This is a genomic window from Acinetobacter sp. 18QD2AZ41W (assembly GCF_009829025.1).
GTDB lineage: Bacteria > Pseudomonadota > Gammaproteobacteria > Pseudomonadales > Moraxellaceae > Acinetobacter > Acinetobacter pseudolwoffii.
The window spans coordinates 157978-177692 of record NZ_WURP01000004.1 but is presented as its reverse complement, the minus strand read 5'-3'; the positions used below and the strand labels follow the sequence as shown (position 1 = coordinate 177692).

Below are 19715 nucleotides of genomic sequence, written 5' to 3'. Positions count from 1 at the left end.
TACATCCATACCTTAACCGACGGCTTGACGAAGCGACTGCGGCATCTTGATCTTCAGTTGTTGAATCAGGTCATAAATGTGATGAATATTTAAGCTTACTTTAGCACGTGTACAGGCCACGTAAAGTAAACGTAGCTCTTCATCACTAATTTTATGATCTTTTTCATTCAGCTTAAACTGATAGTCATCTTCAATATGCACCCGTTCCCACTCCAGACCTTTGGCCTTATGGGCAGTGGAAATAATATAGTCCGCCTGTCCAATCGGGGTGATTTTGGCCAGGGCTTTTTTCAATGGATCGGTGCCATGTTCATCGACCAGTTTAACCAGCGGTTTGATGTCGCTACCTTCATTGGTTTCACAGTATTCATGCACATCATGCCAGGAATTAAACCAGGCCAGTTCCGGCACATCGACCACACGTTTGCCCTGTTTCAACATGGCAGCCGCATCGACAAAACGATTCAGTTTGACATGATCGGCTTGCAGGCTGACTTTATCGCCACGAACTAAACCTGCTAATAACAACTCCATAGCTCGGGCATTGGTCCGGCACAGAATCGCATCCCGCATTTTGGTATGCGGTTTATTCACGACTTTAGAATCTAACAACGGATTGCCAAGCAAAGGCACGGTTTCATTCAGTGCACCTAAAATGGCATTGGCATTTAACGCGATTTCACGGCCGAAACGAAACGATGTGGTCAGGCGTGATTCGGGTAAAGGCAGTTGCTGCATGGCATTCACCGCACCGCGCCAGGCATAAATCTGCTGATGCGCGTCACCGACATAAATCACCTGAGTATTCCGCTGTTTCAGCAAAATTCCGAGCATGAGTGGGTCGGCATCCTGCGCTTCATCAAACAGCACATAATCGGCCGGAATATTCGGTTCAGACAGCGCCCAGAGTTTCAGGTAAATATCATGGCCAATCCCGGCCTGATGATTGGGATCGATTGATTCTAGCCAGCGCCGTTCTACGGCCGGATAAAGTTTCTTTTGCAGGATCTCAATATCATCTGGATGCAACCAGCTCGGTGCCTGAATATGCCGCGGAGCAGGATATTGCGAACTGGTCGAACAGAAATAGCCAACTGCATTGGCGACTAAACTCGCCAGACGCGAAGGCATCAAGACATATTTTTCATAACGCCCACCCATCATACGGCGCATGGTCATCGGTTCCAGATGGTATTCTTTGGCAATAAAGCTTGGGCTTAAACGGGGCAGACGCAGCTTGTCGGTGATTCCACGTGGAACACTGCGAAATGCCAGCGAGTGAAAAGTGCGGCAATCTACGCCGCGATGAAATTTGGCTTGCGCTTCACTGGCAATGGCTTTGTTGAAAGCCAGATACATGCCACGCCGTTCAGGCATGGCATCACTGATCATTTGTAGTGTGGTGGTTTTACCTGTGCCGGCATAGGCAATCACTTTAAAGGAATTACCCAGACGGGCATTATCGATGGCAGTGGCCTGCTCATAAGTGGCCTTGGGTTTTTGCAGATCAGACACAGGCATATTCATCATTTAATGCTGACGGCTGGCTTTTTCAACCAGACCGGATAAGCCCTGACGACGTGCCAGCTCATTCAAGACCAGTTGCGGTTCGATATCGAAATAACCCAGCATCACAATGGTATGGAACCACAGATCAGCAACTTCATAGATCAGATCATTTTTATTGTCTTGAGAGACCTGAGCGTTGAAATCTTTGGCAGCCAGCACAGTTTCAAAGCTTTCTTCACCGACTTTTTCTAAAATCTTGTTCAGGCCTTTGTGATAGAGCTTGGCCACATAAGAGGAATCCGGATCGGCCTGCTTACGCTCTGCCATCATCTGGCCCAGATAAGACAAGACTTCAACCTGTTCAGACTGGGCGCTTGAAGCATTCATCGCTTGCGTATGCGGATTGGCAGATTTTTCACCATAAATTGCAGCCGGATCTTTCAGTTGTGCATCGACAATTTCCCAGCCATTTGGCGTGAGTTTGCGATAGAAACAGGATTCACGGCCGGTATGGCAGGCAATGCCGCCATGCTGTTCAATTTGCAGCACAATTACATCGGCATCACAGTCCAGACGGATTTCATGTACGGTTTGAAAATGTCCTGATTCTTCGCCCTTATGCCATAATTTGCTGCGTGAACGGGAGAAATACACGGCTTGGTTTTTCTCAGCCGTCAGTGCCAGCGCTTCACGATTCATCCAGGCCACCATCAAGACACGACCAGTTTGATGATGCTGGGCAATGGCAGGGACTAATCCTTGTTCGTTAAATTTTACTTCATCGAGCCATTGCGCGTTGTTCATAAGGGTTTCCATCATTTCAATCAAAATATAAAAATACGGATAGGAAATATCCGCAGATAGTGTACGTGATCTCGCAGCATTTGCGGCAAAAATCTGTGTCGATAAAGACAGGCTATGTCGTGTGTGATCCAGATGAGCTTGCTTTCACCTAGAGATTTAAAACTGAGACATCAAAAAAGCCGCCCGGTCGGCGGCTCGTATTTTCAGGAAATTATCCCAGTAAAAATTACCAGTGTTCGCCCGGGAACAGCCGTGCATATGCTTTTTGCACCAAATTTAATTTTTGTGGTTGACCCACAGAGGCACTTGAACTTGGGAACAGGTTATAACCAATCGACATCAGAACATTGTTGATATCCGGGGCAATCGAATAAGTAATCGAGGCCAGACGACCCAAACCGGTCGCAACTTTCTTCGGGCGTTTCACGATGGCATAGGCAATCAGGTCAGCCGCCTGTTCCGGAGAAAGTGTCGGGACGTATTTATAAATTTTGGTTGGTGCAATCATCGGAGTGCGTACCAAAGGCATATAGATCGAGGTGATTGCGATTTTATGCGAATGTACTTCTGCAGACAGGCAGCGACTAAAAGCATCCAGCGCAGCTTTTGAAGCAACATAGGCCGAAAAACGGGTGGCATTGGCCAGTACGCCAATCGAACTGATGTTAATGATATGACCCGCGCGACGGATCATCATTTGTGGCAGGATATTCATGACCAGACGCACGGCGCCGAAATAGTTCAGCTGCATGGTCCGTTCAAAATCATGGAAGCGGTCGACCGATTCATGCACGGCGCGGCGAATCGAACGACCCGCATTATTGATCAGAATATCAATATGATCGACTGAGGCAATGATCTGTTTGGAGACCTCATCAATCGCCTCCATATTGTTTAAATCGCATGGAAAGATTGAGGCTTTGCCGCCTTTGGCTTCAATGTCTGCTTTTACTTGTTCTAGGGTTTCTTGAGTACGGGCCACCAGTAAAACATGGGCACCTGCATCGGCCAGTTGATGTGCCGTCGTTAAACCAATACCGCTGGATGCGCCGGTAATCAGGACGGTTTTACCTGCAACACGTTTTTCCAGTTGTTTGTGTAGTCTAGTTTTCACGTTTGTTATCCCTAATTTGAAGTCAGCGTTCAAATTATTTTTATTAAAGGTCTATGGCGCTCTAACAGAAGATGAGAGCGAAGGTGAGTCAAGATATGATAACCAATTCTTCAAGAAAATCTATAAATTAAACTATTGAAATTAAAATAAAAATTAGAGTAATTGCTCTATTTGTGTTCGCTATTTCATTTAACTTTTACCATGAAAATAAAAAGCAAAGCAAGTGGCTGTTTTAGAATATAAATAAAAAAACTCCACCAGAAAGAGTGGAGTTTTGAGTCAGATGAAACACGCCTTTAAACGGTCGCTAACGCCTGTTCCAGATCCGCGATCAGGTCATCAATATGTTCAATCCCAATCGAGAGTCGCACCATATCTTCACTGACACCTGCTGATTTTAACTCCTCGGCATTGAGTTGGCGATGTGTGGTGGTCGCCGGATGACAAGCGAGACTTTTGGCATCGCCGATATTGACCAGACGGGTAAACAGTTGCAGCGCATCAATAAAACGTGTGCCGCCTTCAAGACCATGCTCTACGCCAAAGGTTAGAATCGCAGATGGTTTACCTTTCACATATTTTTGTGCCAAGGCATGTTGTGGATGATCTTTCAGACCAGCGTAATTGACCCATTTTACTTTAGGATGCTGCTGTAAATATTCCGCAATTTTAAGCGCATTTTCAGTATGACGCTCCATACGCAGACTTAAAGTTTCCAAACCTTGCAGGATCAGAAACACATTCTGCGGGCTGATCGCGGCCCCAGTATTGCGTAGTGGCACCACACGCGCTCGAGCGATATAAGCCGCTTCACCGAGAACTTCGACATAGTTTACGCCATGATAACTTGGATCGGGGGTATTCAGCGCGGGAAAGCGTTCAGGATATTTACCCCACGGGAATTTACCGCTATCGACAATGATGCCACCAATCGAATTGCCATGACCGCCGATATATTTGGTCAATGAATGCACGATAATGTCGGCACCAAAATCAAAAGATTTTTGTAGCACTGGCGTTGCCACCGTGTTGTCCACGACCACAGGCACACCGTACTCATGCGCGATTTTTGCAATCTCTTCCAGATCAATAATATTACCCAGTGGATTACCAATGGATTCCACAAAGACCAGTTTGGTCTTGTCATCAATTAAACTACGCAAGCTTTCCGGTTTTTCATAATCAAAGAAACGCACGTCAATACCTTGCTTCGGCAGGGTGTGTGCGAACAGGTTATAGGTGCCGCCATAGAGCGTAGATACGGATGCAATATTGTCACCGGCTTCAGCAATGGTCTGAATCGCATAGGTAATTGCAGCCATACCAGACGCTAAAGCAAGTGCGCCAATCCCGCCTTCAAGTGCGGCGATACGTTGCTCTAACACCGCCGTGGTCGGGTTCATGATCCGGGTATAGATATTGCCCTGTACCTTTAAATCGAACAAATCGGCCCCATGTTGAGTATTGTCAAAGGCATAAGACGTAGTTTGGTAAATTGGCACTGCAACTGCTTTGGTGGTGGCTTCAGGGCTATAACCTGCATGAATCGCAAGGGTTTCTGCTTTATAACTCATTATGACTGATCTTCTTGTGTTTAAGTTTATGACTTGAGTGTAACATTTTCATATATAAGTAAAAGTGCAATTTTACTGAAATAGATAGATGAAATAATCATATATAAATTGGGATTCGACGCACTTATTTGACTTAAATCAGCTGTTTGAAAAATCACCATAAATAAACTTGTAACAATGCATTGAAGTTCATGGCAATGGCTTATGTTTTCGCAGCTTTCTGCGTATAATAGCCGATTATTTTTTCGCTCTTTTTTGAGCTGGGGTGGTTGTTTTAACCCCATTTGGTTTTTCAGTTGAGGAGTCCTACGTGGCCCAATATATTTATACGATGAACCGAGTGTCTAAGATGGTGCCGCCGAAACGCGAAATCCTGAAAGATATCTCCTTATCATTTTTCCCGGGCGCAAAAATTGGTGTGCTTGGTCTAAACGGTGCAGGTAAATCGACCTTGCTTCGTATTATGGCGGGCGTAGATAAAGATTTCTCTGGTGAAGCACGTGCACAACCAGGTACTAAAATCGGTTATCTCGAGCAAGAGCCGCCTTTAGATGAAACTAAAGACGTGCGTGGCAACGTTGAAGATGGTCTGCGTGAGCCGCTGGATGCTTTGGCACGTCTTGACGAAGTATTTGCAGAATATGCAGCAGAAGATGCTGACTTTGATGCACTTGCAAAAGAGCAAGAAAAGCTCGAAGCCATTATCCATGCATGGGATGCACATAACCTTGCCAATCAGATGGATCAGGCAGCTGCTGCACTGAACCTTCCAGCGTGGGATGCCGATGTTAAACTGCTTTCAGGTGGTGAACGCCGCCGTGTGGCACTGTGCCGTTTGCTCTTGTCTAAGCCAGACATGTTGCTTCTTGACGAACCGACGAACCATTTAGATGCATCATCTGTTGCCTGGTTAGAACGTTTCTTGAAAGACTTCCCGGGTACCATCGTTGCGATTACGCATGACCGTTATTTCTTGGATAACGTGGCTGAGTGGATTCTTGAGCTTGACCGTGGCATGGGCATTCCATACCAAGGTAACTACTCTTCTTGGTTAGAGCAGAAAAATGCGCGTCTAGAGCAAGAGAACAAGCAAGAAGAATCTTTTGCTAAAGCATTGAAAAAAGAACTTGAATGGGTTCGCTCAAATGCCAAAGGCCAGCAAAAGAAAAACAAAGCGCGTATGGAGCGTTTTGAAGAGCTTAACTCGCGTGAATTCCAACAGCGTAACGAAACCTCTGAAATCTACATTCCACCTGGCCCACGTCTAGGCAACAAGGTTGTAGAAGTTGAAGGCATCAGCAAATCGTTTGGTGATCGTACCCTGTATAAAGATTTATCATTCGTTGTACCGCCTGCTGCGATCGTGGGTATCGTCGGTGAGAACGGTGCAGGTAAAACCACACTGTTCCGCATGATGACCGGTGAACAACAACCGGATACCGGTTCTGTGGTACTGGGTGAGTCGGTGAAAGTGGCTTATGTGGGTCAGATTCGTGACACGCTTGATGACAACAAAACGGTTTGGGAAGAAGTTTCTGGCGGTTTAGACATCTTGAAGATTGGCGAATACGAAATTGCATCTCGTGCATATATCGGTCGTTTTAACTTTAAAGGCCAAGATCAGCAAAAACGTGTCGGTCAATTGTCAGGTGGTGAGCGTAACCGTTTACAACTGGCTAAAATCCTGCAAATGGGCGCAAACGTAATCTTGCTCGATGAACCGTCAAACGACCTGGATATCGAAACCTTACGTGCGCTTGAGGATGCCATTCTGGTGTTCCCGGGTACTGTGATGGTGATCTCGCATGACCGTTGGTTCCTGGACCGTATTGCAACGCACATTTTGTCATTTGAAGGCGAAACACCTGAATTCTTCACCGGTAACTATGCTGAGTTTGAAGAATATCGCCGTAAGCGCGATGGTGATGATCTGGTTGCGAAGCGTCAAAAATACCGTAAAATTGGTGTTTAATCCCTGATTTTAAAATAAAAAACCAGCCTTCGGGCTGGTTTTTGTGCTTATAGGGTGGTGGGTAATGACTTAGATTTCCCACTCATGATTACATTCGCGACATTTCCATTTCTTTTGGGTCTGCATGAAGGCCTGCATGGAAATTTTAAAATCAGGCAAATCTTTATAGAATATAAAGCCTGCAATCAAAGAAAGAATAAAGACGATGACGGTTGCAGTCTGTAAAGTTGTACCTGCACCATCACCAAAGATCCACATCGCGATACTGATGATCACCAGCAATAATAATAGGAATAGGGCGGGCACCAGAAACATCAGGCTTTTAGGAACCACCGGACGTGGAGCTGCTTGACCTGGCTGGGCCACCGGCATGATTTTCGGGCTTTGACACTTAGGGCAACGATATTGCATTACAACTCCAAAATTCTAAATTACTGATTATTTTATCGGAAGATGCGAAGAAACCGAAATATTGCCCAACATAAAATATACAGGCAATAAAAAACCCAAGTCATAATGCTTGGGTTTTTTAAAAGACCACTTCAAAAGTAATCTTGAATATGGCGTCCCTACGGGGATTCGAACCCCGGTTACCGCCGTGAAAGGGCGATGTCCTAGGCCTCTAGACGATAGGGACAATTGAGGCATTACACAGCTAAAGCAAGACTTGATTTGGTGGAGTCAAGGAGGATCGAACTCCTGACCTCTACAATGCCATTGTAGCGCTCTACCAACTGAGCTATGACCCCAGTCTGTGTGAGCGCTATATTAGGGATATCGCGCTCACACGTCAACAAAAAAATTGATTAAGCTTGATCAACCGCTTCATTTTTCGGCAATTTTAAGCTTTCATTGAGTTTTTCCCAGACTTTCAGCTCTTTTTTGCTTGGGCCACCGACAATTTCCAGCGCATGACGTAAACGTGCGAAGGTCAAATCAGGGCCAATGGTGACCATAGTCTGCATCACCGGGGTAGACGCAGTTGAACCGGCAATGGCAATAAAAAAGGCCGGCATGAAGTCACGCAGTTTAATTTCCATTTGTGCTGCCAAATCCATCAAGGTTTGGCTGACCGTGTCGTTGTTCCAGGTGAACAGGCTTTCTAAACGCCAAATGGCAAACTGCAAGCTCTGACGTACCTGTTCGTCAGACAGTTTTTTGCTGACAAACTGCTCCTGAGTCAGTGTCGGGAAGTGGTTGAAGTAATGCGCAGACCAGTTCACTGCTTCAGACAGCAAGTTGATACGTGGTTGAATCGCAGCTGCAATTTCTTCTAATTTGGCACGGTCTGCTTTCCATGCCAGCAGCGTATCGAGCAATTCAGCAGGAGAAAGGGCTTTGATCCATTGACCATTGAGCCAGTTGAGTTTTTCAACATCAAAGATTGGACCACCGAGTGATACGCGTTTGATATCAAAATGTTCAATCATTTCTGCCAATGTGAATTTTTCACTTTCATCTGGCATTGACCAGCCCATACGACCCAAGTAGTTCAACAAGGCTTCAGGCAGTACACCGATATCTTTGTAATAGTTGATTGAAGTTGGGTTTTTACGCTTAGACAATTTTGATTTGTCCGGGTTGCGTAGCAGTGGCATGTGACACAGTACCGGCATCTCCCAACCGAAATACTGGTACAGCAACTGATGCTTCGGTGCAGACGGAATCCATTCTTCACCACGAATCACATGCGTGATTTGCATTAAATGGTCATCCACCACGTTGGCCAAATGATAAGTTGGTAAGCCGTCAGTTTTCAGCAGAATCTGCATGTCGACCTGCGCCCATGGAATCTCGACTTCACCACGCAGCATGTCATTAAATTTACAAATACCTTCAGTCGGTACTTTCATGCGAATCACATGTGCTTCGCCAGCAGCCAAACGACGCTCGACCTCTTCTTGAGAAAGGTTTAAGCCTCGACCGTCATAACGTGGAGATTCACCACGTGCTTGCTGTTCAGCACGCATTTGATCCAGTTCTTCGGCAGTGGCGAAACAGTAGAAGGCATGACCTTTTTCAACCAGTTCCAGCGCATAGTTTTTATAAATATCCATACGTTCTGACTGGCGGTACGGTGCATGTGGGCCACCCACATCTGGACCTTCAGACCAGTTGAGACCGAGCCAGCGCAATGAATCCAGGATCATTTTTTCAGATTCAGGTGTTGAGCGCAGTTGGTCGGTATCTTCAATACGAAGGATGAATTCACCCCCATGCTGTTTAGCAAAACATAAGTTAAACAAGGCAATATAGGCAGTACCTACATGAGGAAAACCTGTAGGAGAAGGTGCAATACGAGTACGAACAGTCATAGCCGGATATAATCTAGAATATAAATTTGGTTCTATTATAGCGAAAAAGCCACATCACTTAATGCTTTATTCAACATTCAGTGATGTGGCTTTAAATCCTGCTGTTATTCGAGTTGGTTAAAACTGATTAAGAATGATCGCTAGAAAATATGCTTTGTACGAAGCGGGTAAAGCGATAATTTTGTGCTGCAAAGAAATTTTGTGAAGGTGCGACTTTCAGCGCAGTTAAGACTTTAAGATTATCGTCTGTATGCAGGGTTTTTTCGCTTTTTTGTTGTTGAATTGCTTTTTCAATCGGCGATGTCTTGCTTTCAACAGTAGTGACTGAGGCCTTCTGCAAATCTGTCTTCACAACGACGGCATGACCCAGTTGAATCGAAAACAGCATGATCAGACTTAGGATGCTAGCTGTGAATAATTTAAATTTCATATCCAAACTTCCTCCTTGCTTCTGGTTGGTTTTATTCTGTTAAAAATGTTTTTTTAATACTCCGTCTACAATTTAATCACAGTTGATTATAAAGAAGTAGAACCAAGTCACATTTTTTACAAAAAATTAATATAACATCTATGGAAAATTACTAAAAATCGTAATTCTCTCTTTTGGCGGCCTATTTTTAACAGACAACTGTGAAGAGAACGTGAAGAACTGTCTTATATTGTAGCAGGAGATTAATTTTTTAGCAGAATATGTATCCAGGTTTAATTGTTAGCAGATATCTCAAAATCAGAAATAGATCATCAATATTATTATAAACACATGATTGTTATATTTATTTTTTATTTATACAGTGTGGTTATCTCAATAATGAGTCACATAACATGAAAAAAATAATAGCAACCGCAATCTTGACAATATTTACTGCAACCACCATGCAAAATGTAATGGCCAAAGATTTCCTGAATGTCTCTTATGATCCGACCCGTGAATTTTACCAAGAATATAATCAGGAGTTTGGCCAGTTCTGGAAGCAGGAAACCGGACAGACAATCAATTTTAAACAGTCACATGGCGGTTCAGGCAAGCAGGCACGTTCGGTCGTCGATGGTTTGCAGGCCGATGTGGTGACTTTGGCTTTGGCCAATGACATTGAGGAAATCGTCAATGCCGGTTTAATCGAGAAAGGCTGGCAAAAAGAGTTTTCAAATAATTCAGCACCGTATACATCGACAATCGTTTTTTTGGTGCGTAAGGCTAATCCCAAGCAAATCAAGGACTGGAATGATCTGACCAAACCGGGTGTCGAGATTATTACGCCTAACCCGAAAACTGGTGGAGCGCCACGTTGGATCTATCTGTCTGCTTGGGGCTATGCGCTGAAACAGCCCGGTGGCAATGATGCCAAAGCCCGAGATCTGGTCAAAAAGCTTTATCAAAATGTCAAAGTGTTGGATTCCGGTGCCCGTGGTTCACTGACGACTTTTGCCGAGCGCGGTATTGGCGATGTACTATTATCTTGGGAAAATGAAGCCTTGCTGGCAACGCAAGGTCTAGGTAAGGACAAGTACGATATCATCTATCCCTCTATTTCAATTCTGGCCGAGCCATCGGTGGCAATCGTTGATAAAAATGTGAATAAAAATGGCAATGCCAATCTGGCGAAAGGCTATTTGAATTATTTGTATTCCCCGAAAGGGCAGGAGTTGGCTGCGAAATATTTCTTCCGTCCACGCGATGCCAAAGTGGCTGCCAAATATTCCGCCCAATTTCCGAAAATTCAGACCTTCACCATTGATAAAGTCTTTGGTGGCTGGGAAAAAGCGCAAAAAACCCATTTTGTGAATGGGGCGATTTATGACCAGATTTATAATGAAAAGCGATAACAAGCTTGAATCTAAATTGAATGAAGAAAACCGATAAAGCGTTATCCGTTTTTTTTATATTTAATGCATAAAATTCTATATATTCGAAATAAGTGAAATGACTGGCTATATTTTGTTTTTAAAAACAGATGATTAAGAGCAAAAAACCTTTGATTATATCGTGTTGTGATGTTGTAGGTTGAATTGCGATAAATGATTTTATTTCATATAGTTATATCTATACAAGATAAACTCCCGTGCGCTCATGAAAAATCAATTAAAATCCTTATTTAGCGTTGCCTTATTGGCTACAGGTCTAGGCTTGACAGCGACTGTCTCACAGGCGGCTGATCGTCAATTTCTAAACGTGTCTTATGATGCAACCCGTGAATTCTATGATGAATTCAATAAATCATTTGGTGCTTACTGGAAAAACCGGACCGGTCTGGATGTGAACTTTAAACAGTCACATGGTGGTTCGGGCAAGCAGGCACGTTCGGTGGTCGATGGCCTAAAAGGCGATGTGGTGACTTTGGCGCTGGCCAATGACATCGAAGAAATCGTGAAATCTGGTCAGATTCAACCCGGCTGGCAAAAAGAGTTTCCGCATAATTCTGCACCTTATACCTCAACCATCGTGTTTATGGTGCGCAAGGGCAATCCGAAGGGCATCAAGGACTGGAGTGATCTGACCAAGCCAGGCGTAGAAATTATTACCCCCAACCCGAAAACCGGTGGCTTGCCACGTTGGGTATACCTGTCTGCCTGGGGCTATGCCGAGAAACAGCCGGGGGGTAATAAAGCCAAAGCACAGGACTTTGTCGGTAAACTCTATAAAAATGTCAAAGTGATGGACTCAGCAGCACGTGCTTCGATGACCACGTTTGCTGAGCGTGGCATTGGTGATGTATTGCTGACTTGGGAAAATGAAGCACTGGTTACCCAAAAGACTTTGGGTAAAGACAAGTTCGATATTATTTATCCGTCAATTACGATTTTGACCGAGCCATCGGTGGCCATTGTCGATCGTACTGTGGATAAAAATGGCAATAAATGGTTGGCAACAGGTTATGTCAACTACCTGTATTCTCCATTGGGTCAGGAAATGGCAGCCAAACATTTCTACCGTCCGCGCAATGAGAAAGTATTAGCCAAATATTCAGCACAATTCCCGAAAATCAAAACCTTTACCATTGATGAAGTGTTTGGCGGCTGGGCCAATGCACAGAAAACCCATTTTGTGAATGGCGCGATTTTTGATCAGATTTATAACTCAAAACGTTAATCTGCTGATTTGACGACGAATTACAGATAAACAGGCCTCCCTTGCGGAGGCTTTTTTATTGACGACACTCAAATAAAAACGGTTTTCTCTATGGAAAGTAATATTTATCTACAAAAAGTCGTTTGGAGCTTTACTGAAACAGGGTGATAATGTGCAGTTAAATTTTTCGCCCTATTGATTGAGTTTTTATGTCACATATTTCTGTATTACTTCACGAAACGATTGATGCCTTGTTGGCAGGTCGCAATACGGGAATTTATGTAGACGGTACTTTTGGTCGTGGCGGACATACTCGTTTATTGTTATCAAAATTAGATGAACATGCACGTGTGTATGGCTTTGATAAAGATCCTCAGGCCCTAGAGACGGCAGCAATCTTAGAACAGGAAGATCCACGTTTTAAAATTATTCATGCCAGCTTTGCCGATCTGAAAGACGCACTGGCTGAGCTTGGGATTGAGACCGTGGATGGGGTGATGGCAGATTTAGGCGTGTCTTCGCCGCAGCTGGATCAGGCCGAACGTGGTTTCAGTTTCATGAAAGATGGCCCGCTGGACATGCGCATGGACAATTCTCAAGGTCCAACTGCAGCAGAATGGCTGCTTGAAATTGAAGAAGAAGCACTGGCCAATATCATTTTTAAATACGGTGAAGAGCGTTATAGTCGCCGGATTGCCAAAGCCATCAAGGCGGCAGGGCAGATTGAGACCACGGCTCAACTTGCGGAAATTGTGAAAGTCGCGCATCCAAAATGGGAAAAAAATAAGCATGCTGCGACGCGTACTTTCCAGGCGATTCGTATTGCTATTAATAAAGAATTAGAAGATATTGAAGTCTTCTTGCCTCAAGCAGTTGAGGTTTTAAAACCTGAGGCACGTTTGGCCGTAATTAGCTTTCACTCTCTGGAAGACCGTTTGATCAAACAGTTTATTCAAAAAGAATCTACATTAGACGAAGATTTTGGCTGGGGAATGCCGGGGCAGCAAAAAGATACACGACGTTTAAAGAAGGTATCCCGCGTAAAAGCCAGTGACGAAGAAGTCAAAGCCAATCCTCGTTCACGTAGTGCATGGCTCCGGGTCGCAGAACGTTTAGCTTAATAGGCACATCATGAAAACTGAAGTGGTTGATAAAAAAACAGAAAAGTTGTGGCTTAAACAAGCCTGCATCTATCTCGTCTTGATACTGATGGTCTTCATCAGTGCAGTCTTTGTGGTATTTCAGGTGTTTGAATATCGTCAGGACACTAGAAAACTGAGCACTTATCTGCGTGAGCGTGATGACCTGAATGCAGATTGGGGTCGTTTGTTAATTGAACAGCAAACTTTTGGTGCAACTGCGCAGATTGGCACACGTGCTGTCACCCAGCTGCGCATGTATTCTCCCCCGGTTTCACAAAGTGTCGTCATTTCTTTACCACAAACTTCAGATGAGAAAAAATAAGGCTAGCGCTCGGACATGATAGACAAAAGAAAGAAGCAAGCGGTACGTAAAAAACAATCAGTTACCGACAAAAACGCCTCAAATGTGTATATCAATCGTTTCTATATCATGTGGGCGGTGGTGTTGCTGTGTTTTATTACACTGATTTGCCGTGCCTTCTATGTGCAGATTATCAATAAGGATTTTTTGCAAAATAAAGCCAATGCCAATATTTTAAGAACCAATACCATCAAGGCCATGCGTGGCGTAATTTATGACCGTAATGGGGTGCCGCTAGCGATCAGTACGCCGATCATGAAAATCGTGATTGATCCACGTGACTATTTTGACAATAAAAAACTCTATGACGAGACCATACTGGCACTAGAAAAAGAGCCAGATAGCCGCAAGCTGAAACGCCAGTTGCCGGATAAAAACCTGAATCTGGATGAACTGGCCGATGCAGTCGGTATGGATCGGGCAGAACTACGCAAAAAAATGCAAGAACGCCCGCGTTCTCGTTATCTGATCCTGAAAAAAGAAGTTCCGCCACAACAGGCTGAACTGATCATGAAGCGTAATTTTCAAGGCGTGTATACCGAGAAAAACTACAAACGTTATTATCCGCAGCCACAGCCCAATTCACAGATTATTGGTCTGACCAATAGTGAAGGCACCGGGATTGAAGGTCTGGAAATGCAGCTCAATACCCGTCTGGCAGGTGAAGATGGTGAGCAGCAGATTATCCGGGATAAAAAAGGCAACCGGGTTAAAGAGCCGGAAGTGATTAAAGAAGTCGAGCCGGGCGAGAATATCACCCTGAGTATCGACTCGCGTCTGCAATATATTATGTACCGTGAACTGACTGCGGCAGGTGTGGCCAATAATGCCCGTTCTGCGACTGCGATTGCGGTCGATGTAAAAACCGGAGAAATTCTGGCCTTGTCATCTTGGCCATCATATAACCCGAATGATAAAAATGGTCTGCTGAACAAGGATGCCATGCGTAACCGTGGTGCGGTGGATTCCTTCGAGCCGGGTTCGACCATGAAGCCCTTCACCGTGGCAATGGCTCTGGAAAGTGGTAAATATACGGCCAATTCTGTGGTCAACACCACACCGGGCAGTATGCGAATTGGCAATCACACCATTCGTGATACGCATAACTATGGTCAGTTAACACTGGGCGGTATTATCCAGAAATCTTCGAACGTGGGTGTCGCCAAACTGGCCTTGTCTTTGCCGTATGAAACTCTACCTACTTTCTATAAACGCTTGGGTTTTGGCTCACGCTCAGCAGTAAGATTCCCGGGTGAAAGTGCCGGTCTGATCTTGCCACCAAGTAAATGGAATGTGTCAGAAGTGGCAACCATGTCCTATGGTTATGGCCTGAATGCTACTGTACTGCAAATGGCGGATGCCTATGCCATGCTGGCCAATAAGGGTGTGAGAATGCCGCTGAGCCTGTACAAGCTGGAAGAACAGCCGCAGGGTGAGCAAATGATTGATGCCAATATTGCAGATCAGGTCTTGCTTATGCTGGAAGTAGCAACTCTGCCTGGCGGTACCGCCACGCGCGCGACAATTCCGGGTTATCGTGTGGCAGGGAAAACCGGTACTGCGCATAAACTGCGTGCCGATCGTAAAGGCTATTCTACCAATGAATACCGGGCTTTGTTTGCTGGCGTAGCGCCCGTGAGTGATCCGCGTATTGCCATGGTGGTGGTGGTCGAAAATCCGCAAGGCACCTATTACGGCGGTACGGTATCGGCACCGGTATTTGCACGCGTGATGCAGGAATCCTTGCGTCTGCTGAATGTCCCTCTGGACAAACCTTTAGAATCTCCCAAAGTCCAGTAAATAGGTGATCAATGTCTATTACATTTAAAGATCTCTACGCCGTTCAGGATACTGCTGAATGGATGACCCAAGCCTTTCAGGGTTTCGAACTGGATAGCCGTAAAGTTAAGGCAGGGCAAATTTTTATTGCCTTGACCAGTCTGTCACAACCAGAAAAAACGGAAGTATTTGCACAAAAAGCTTTAGAGCAGGGTGCCTTAGCGGTGATTTCTGAAATCGAATTGGATATCTCACCCAATCTGGTGGTTGCTGATGTCCGACATTTGATGGGACAGTGGCAAAAACAATACTTACAAGCCAGCCAACCTGTTCAGGCTGCAGGTATTCTTGCAGTGACCGGCACCAATGGTAAAACCACGATTTCACGTTTGGTTGCGGAACTGTTCATGTTGCAAAGCAAAGCTTGTGCAGTGATGGGGACTACAGGTAACGGGATTTTGCCAAATCTGGAAGCCTCGTCGCATACCACGCTCGATGCTTTGCAATTGCAAAATGCTTTGCATGTTTATGCTCAAGCCGGTGCTAAATTTGCCTCGATTGAAGCCAGTTCGCATGGTCTGGAGCAAGGTCGCTTGAATGGCTGTGATATCGAGATTGCGGGCTATAGTAATTTAAGTCGCGATCATCTGGATTATCACGGGACGCTGCAAGCCTATGCAGAAGCCAAATCTGCTTTATTTAAATTTGAAAGTTTAAAAGTGGCTGTCATCAACCTGGATGATGCGCATGCTCATATCATGATTGATGCAGCGCGCAACAATCCCTCACAGCCAGAAATTTTGACCTATTCAACCCGTCAAGCTGCGGATTATCAGGTTCAGGATATTCAATACAGCATTTCAGGTGCAGCCTTTAAGCTGAAAACGGCTTCTGCTGAATATGTTGTGAACAGTCCGCTGCTTGGACATTTTAATATTGAAAATCTGGTCGCCAGTCTGATCATGGCAGAGCAGGCCGGATTTGATTTAAGCAGCTTGATTGCGACTGTGCCACAGCTCAAAGGTGCACCAGGCCGGATGCAGGTGCTGCGTGATGGCGAGCGCCTATTTGTAGTGGATTATGCGCATACACCTGATGCCTTGACTCAGGTTCTCATCACTTTAAAACGTCATGTTTCACAAAATCTCTGGGCCGTCTTTGGCTGTGGCGGCGATCGTGACCGCGGCAAGCGTCCACTCATGACCCAAGCAGCATTAGAAGGTTCGGATATTACGGTCTTGACTTCCGATAACCCGCGAACCGAAGATCCTGCACAAATTTTTGCCGATATGAAAAATGGCATCGACTTTTTAGGCAAAAGCTACCATGAAATTCATGACCGTCGTGAAGCGATCAAGTTTGCCGTTAAACACGCGCAGGCAGGGGACATCGTGGTGATTGCAGGCAAAGGTCACGAAAATTATCAGGAAATTGATGGTGTACGTCACTGGTTTGATGATGTGGTCGAAGTGCAAGCCGCGATTGATGCCCAGCATCACAGCGCAGATTCAGCTTATCCAGCGTATTAGGATTCAGATATGCATACCTCAACAACCAGTACCGTGCCACTTGCACCTTGGACAGCAGAACAGCTTGAACAAGCGACTCAAGGCAATTGGCTCAATAATAAAAAACCGGCAGACGCCATCAAACGTATTCTGACCGATTCGCGTGATGCTGAACAAGGGGATGCTTTCCTTGCGCTGCAAGGTGAGCGCTTTGATGCCCATGATTTTGTGGCACAAGTAGCAGCAAGCGGTTGTCAGATTGCGATCGTCAGTCGACCGCTCGATATTGATATCTGCCAGCTTGTCGTAGACGATACCCGTTTGGCACTAGGGCGGTTGGGCGCATACCGTCGTCAGCAGAATCCTCAGCTCAAAGTCATTGCCTTGACCGGCAGCAGTGGCAAGACCACCACCAAGGAAATGCTGGGGAGCATCTTGTCTCGTCTTGCGCCGACACTGATCACGCGTGGCAACCTGAATAATGACCTCGGCGTACCGGTGATGTTGCTCGAATTACGTCCCGAACATCAGTATGCAGTGATGGAGCTGGGTGCAAGTCATCAGGGCGAAATTGAGTACACCTCAAACATGGTACAGCCCCATGTAGCCGGGATCATTAATATCGGCACTGCGCATTTGGGTGAATTCGGCGGCCGTGATGGCATTTGTACTGCCAAATCTGAAATTTACGCGCATATTACAGAAACCTCGATTATTCCTGCCGCAGATGATTTTACTGAAACCATTCGTCAGGCGGTCAAAACTGAACAAAGCTTAAGTTTTGGTGCCGGCGGTGAAGTGTATGCCAGCGATGTCGTGCTCGATGCGCAATCTTCTACCTTTACCTTGAATACACCACAAGCTTCGAAAACAGTTCAGCTGCCCTTTGCCGGTGAGCATAATGTTGAAAATGCCACAGCAGCGGCTGCCTTTGCTTTGGCAATCGGGATTGGTCTGGATGATATCGTGACCGGTCTGGAGCAGGCTGTGGGTGCCAAAGGCCGTTTGAACTTTATTCAACACAAACAGTATTTGCTGATTGATGATACCTACAATGCCAATCCTGGTTCAATGCGTGCAGCAGCTGAAGTTTTGGCACAGCAGCAGGGCATTCGGGTCATGGTGACCGGTGATATCGGTGAACTCGGTTCATCGGCTGCGATGGAACATTATAAGCTGGGTCGAGATCTGGTCTCGGTCAAAGGCATTAACTTTGTGGTGGCTGTGGGTGAATTTGCACCTGCCGCACAGGAAGGTGCACGTAGTACCCAATATGGCAAGAAAATGCAGGCTTTCCTGAATCAGGAGCAGGCATTGCCATTTTTAATTCATTTGATTGAAACACATCAACCTCAGCCGATGTCATTTCTGTTTAAAGGGTCGCGTTATACCCATATGGAAACATTGATGGCTGCATTGATGGAGAAACTCTAAATGCTGTTATGGCTCTTTGAACATTTGGCGGGCTTTGACAGCACGTTTCAGGTGGTTCGTTATTTAACTTTACGTGCGTTGCTCAGTGTCCTGACGGCATTGACCATTGGTCTGGTGCTGGGTCCTATCATGATTCGCAAGCTTCAGGCACTCAAATATGGTCAGGCGGTCAGCTCGTATGCCCCTGAAAACCATGCCAAGAAAATGGGTACACCGACCATGGGCGGCGTACTAATCCTGCTTTCAATCGGTATTTCGACCCTGCTTTGGGCGGATCTTTCCAATCCTTATGTCTGGATTGTACTGGCGGTGATGGTCATTTTCGGTGCCGTGGGTTGGGCGGATGACTGGATTAAAATCCGTTATAAAGACAATGCCGGTCTGCCTGCGAAGAAAAAATTCTTCTGGACTTCGGTCGGTGCATTGGGAGTCGGTATTGCCCTGTATGTGATTGCACAGCAGCAGACCAATCCGGTACATACCGCGAATATGCTGGATCTTTTGATTCCATTTTTTAAAGATTTGACGATTCCGCTGTCGGCTATTCCACTGGGGATTGGCTTCATTATTTTCACTTATTTTGTGATCAATGGTGCATCCAATGCGGTAAACCTCACCGATGGTCTGGATGGTCTGGCGATTATGCCAATTGTACTGGTTGCAGCAGGTCTGGGTGTATTTGCCTATCTGGCCGGAGACGTGCGTTTTGCCAATTACCTGCATATTCCCTATGTGAAATACTCCTCTGAACTGGTGGTGATCTGTGCGGCGATGATTGGTGCCGGTCTGGCATTCCTGTGGTATAACGCCCATCCTGCCCAAGTGTTTATGGGTGATGTCGGTGCTTTATCGCTGGGTGCGATGTTGGGTACGATTGCCGTGATGGTACGTCAGGAAATCGTCTTTGCGATTATGGCGGGTGTATTCTTGGTCGAAGCGATTTCAGTATTCTTGCAGATTGGTTCATTAAGAATGCGCAATAAACGCGTGTTCCTGATGGCACCGCTGCATCATCATTATGAAAAGAAAGGCTGGCGTGAAACTCAAGTCGTCATTCGTTTCTGGATTATTACGATTATGCTGGTGGTTTTGGGTCTAATGACCTTAAAATTGCGCTAAGAGATGCATTGAAAAAA

At 45.5% G+C, this 19715-nt stretch carries 16 protein-coding genes and 2 tRNA genes; 9 read left to right on the top strand and 9 right to left on the bottom strand.

Going from position 1 to position 19715, the window contains the following annotated elements:
- Nucleotides 1–12 precede the first annotated feature (12 nt).
- From GVV58_RS08370 to GVV58_RS08355, 4 genes are all read right to left on the bottom strand, one after another.
- Entirely contained in the window at nt 13–1515 is a 1503-nt protein-coding gene (locus tag GVV58_RS08370; RefSeq protein WP_100329450.1) for a UvrD-helicase domain-containing protein, read from the bottom strand.
- Between the two features lie 15 nt (nt 1516–1530).
- A complete protein-coding gene (gene hisIE / locus GVV58_RS08365; RefSeq protein ID WP_100355220.1) occupies nt 1531–2313 on the bottom strand; it encodes a bifunctional phosphoribosyl-AMP cyclohydrolase/phosphoribosyl-ATP diphosphatase HisIE in 783 nt (260 codons plus the stop codon).
- Between the two features lie 226 nt (nt 2314–2539).
- The gene (locus GVV58_RS08360) at nt 2540–3427 is read right to left on the bottom strand and encodes an SDR family NAD(P)-dependent oxidoreductase (protein WP_005265513.1); all 888 of its coding nucleotides are present in this window, start codon (nt 3425–3427) and stop codon (nt 2540–2542) included.
- Nucleotides 3428–3723: 296 nt separating this feature from the next.
- Nucleotides 3724–5001 carry an aminotransferase class I/II-fold pyridoxal phosphate-dependent enzyme gene (locus tag GVV58_RS08355; protein ID WP_005168919.1) on the bottom strand — a complete coding sequence of 426 codons (1278 nt, stop codon included), beginning with the start codon at nt 4999–5001 and terminating at the stop codon, nt 3724–3726.
- A 310-nt stretch (nt 5002–5311) separates the two neighbouring features.
- Here GVV58_RS08355 and ettA point away from each other — a divergent pair, with 310 nt between their 5' ends.
- Nucleotides 5312–6973: an energy-dependent translational throttle protein EttA gene (ettA, locus tag GVV58_RS08350; RefSeq protein ID WP_005168915.1), complete on the top strand. Its 1662-nt coding sequence runs from the start codon at nt 5312–5314 to the stop codon at nt 6971–6973.
- 69 nt (nt 6974–7042) lie between these two features.
- Here ettA and GVV58_RS08345 read toward each other — a convergent pair whose 3' ends face one another.
- The 5 genes from GVV58_RS08345 to GVV58_RS08325 all read right to left on the bottom strand — a co-directional run bounded on the left by GVV58_RS08345 (nt 7043) and on the right by GVV58_RS08325 (nt 9718).
- On the bottom strand, nt 7043–7384 hold the full coding sequence (locus GVV58_RS08345) for a hypothetical protein (RefSeq protein ID WP_074383638.1): 342 nt from the start codon (nt 7382–7384) through the stop codon (nt 7043–7045).
- 150 nt (nt 7385–7534) lie between these two features.
- Nucleotides 7535–7610: transfer RNA gene (locus tag GVV58_RS08340), tRNA-Glu, on the bottom strand.
- 36 nt (nt 7611–7646) lie between these two features.
- Nucleotides 7647–7722 (bottom strand) — tRNA-Ala (locus tag GVV58_RS08335).
- Nucleotides 7723–7779: 57 nt separating this feature from the next.
- Nucleotides 7780–9288, bottom strand: a complete 1509-nt coding sequence (gltX, locus tag GVV58_RS08330; RefSeq protein WP_005168912.1) for a glutamate--tRNA ligase — start codon at nt 9286–9288, stop codon at nt 7780–7782.
- 127 nt (nt 9289–9415) lie between these two features.
- The gene (locus tag GVV58_RS08325; RefSeq protein WP_005094351.1) at nt 9416–9718 is read right to left on the bottom strand and encodes a hypothetical protein; all 303 of its coding nucleotides are present in this window, start codon (nt 9716–9718) and stop codon (nt 9416–9418) included.
- A 392-nt stretch (nt 9719–10110) separates the two neighbouring features.
- Here GVV58_RS08325 and GVV58_RS08320 point away from each other — a divergent pair, with 392 nt between their 5' ends.
- From GVV58_RS08320 to mraY, 8 genes are all read left to right on the top strand, one after another.
- On the top strand, nt 10111–11112 hold the full coding sequence (locus tag GVV58_RS08320) for a sulfate ABC transporter substrate-binding protein (RefSeq protein ID WP_100357760.1): 1002 nt from the start codon (nt 10111–10113) through the stop codon (nt 11110–11112).
- 244 nt (nt 11113–11356) lie between these two features.
- A complete protein-coding gene (locus GVV58_RS08315; RefSeq protein ID WP_159516329.1) occupies nt 11357–12376 on the top strand; it encodes a sulfate ABC transporter substrate-binding protein in 1020 nt (339 codons plus the stop codon).
- Nucleotides 12377–12564: 188 nt separating this feature from the next.
- Entirely contained in the window at nt 12565–13476 is a 912-nt protein-coding gene (gene rsmH, locus GVV58_RS08310) for a 16S rRNA (cytosine(1402)-N(4))-methyltransferase RsmH (protein WP_159138846.1), read from the top strand.
- A 10-nt stretch (nt 13477–13486) separates the two neighbouring features.
- On the top strand, nt 13487–13819 hold the full coding sequence (gene ftsL, locus GVV58_RS08305; RefSeq protein WP_005094344.1) for a cell division protein FtsL: 333 nt from the start codon (nt 13487–13489) through the stop codon (nt 13817–13819).
- Nucleotides 13820–13834: 15 nt separating this feature from the next.
- Nucleotides 13835–15658 carry a penicillin-binding protein PBP3 gene (gene ftsI / locus GVV58_RS08300; protein WP_074383637.1) on the top strand — a complete coding sequence of 608 codons (1824 nt, stop codon included), beginning with the start codon at nt 13835–13837 and terminating at the stop codon, nt 15656–15658.
- Nucleotides 15659–15669: 11 nt separating this feature from the next.
- Nucleotides 15670–17166, top strand: coding sequence for a UDP-N-acetylmuramoyl-L-alanyl-D-glutamate--2,6-diaminopimelate ligase (locus GVV58_RS08295; RefSeq protein WP_159516328.1), 1497 nt, complete (start codon nt 15670–15672; stop codon nt 17164–17166).
- A 9-nt stretch (nt 17167–17175) separates the two neighbouring features.
- Nucleotides 17176–18579 carry a UDP-N-acetylmuramoyl-tripeptide--D-alanyl-D-alanine ligase gene (gene murF / locus GVV58_RS08290; RefSeq protein WP_159516327.1) on the top strand — a complete coding sequence of 468 codons (1404 nt, stop codon included), beginning with the start codon at nt 17176–17178 and terminating at the stop codon, nt 18577–18579.
- Nucleotides 18580–19698: a phospho-N-acetylmuramoyl-pentapeptide-transferase gene (gene mraY / locus GVV58_RS08285; RefSeq protein ID WP_005094334.1), complete on the top strand. Its 1119-nt coding sequence runs from the start codon at nt 18580–18582 to the stop codon at nt 19696–19698.
- The last annotated feature ends 17 nt before the right edge of the window (nt 19699–19715 follow it).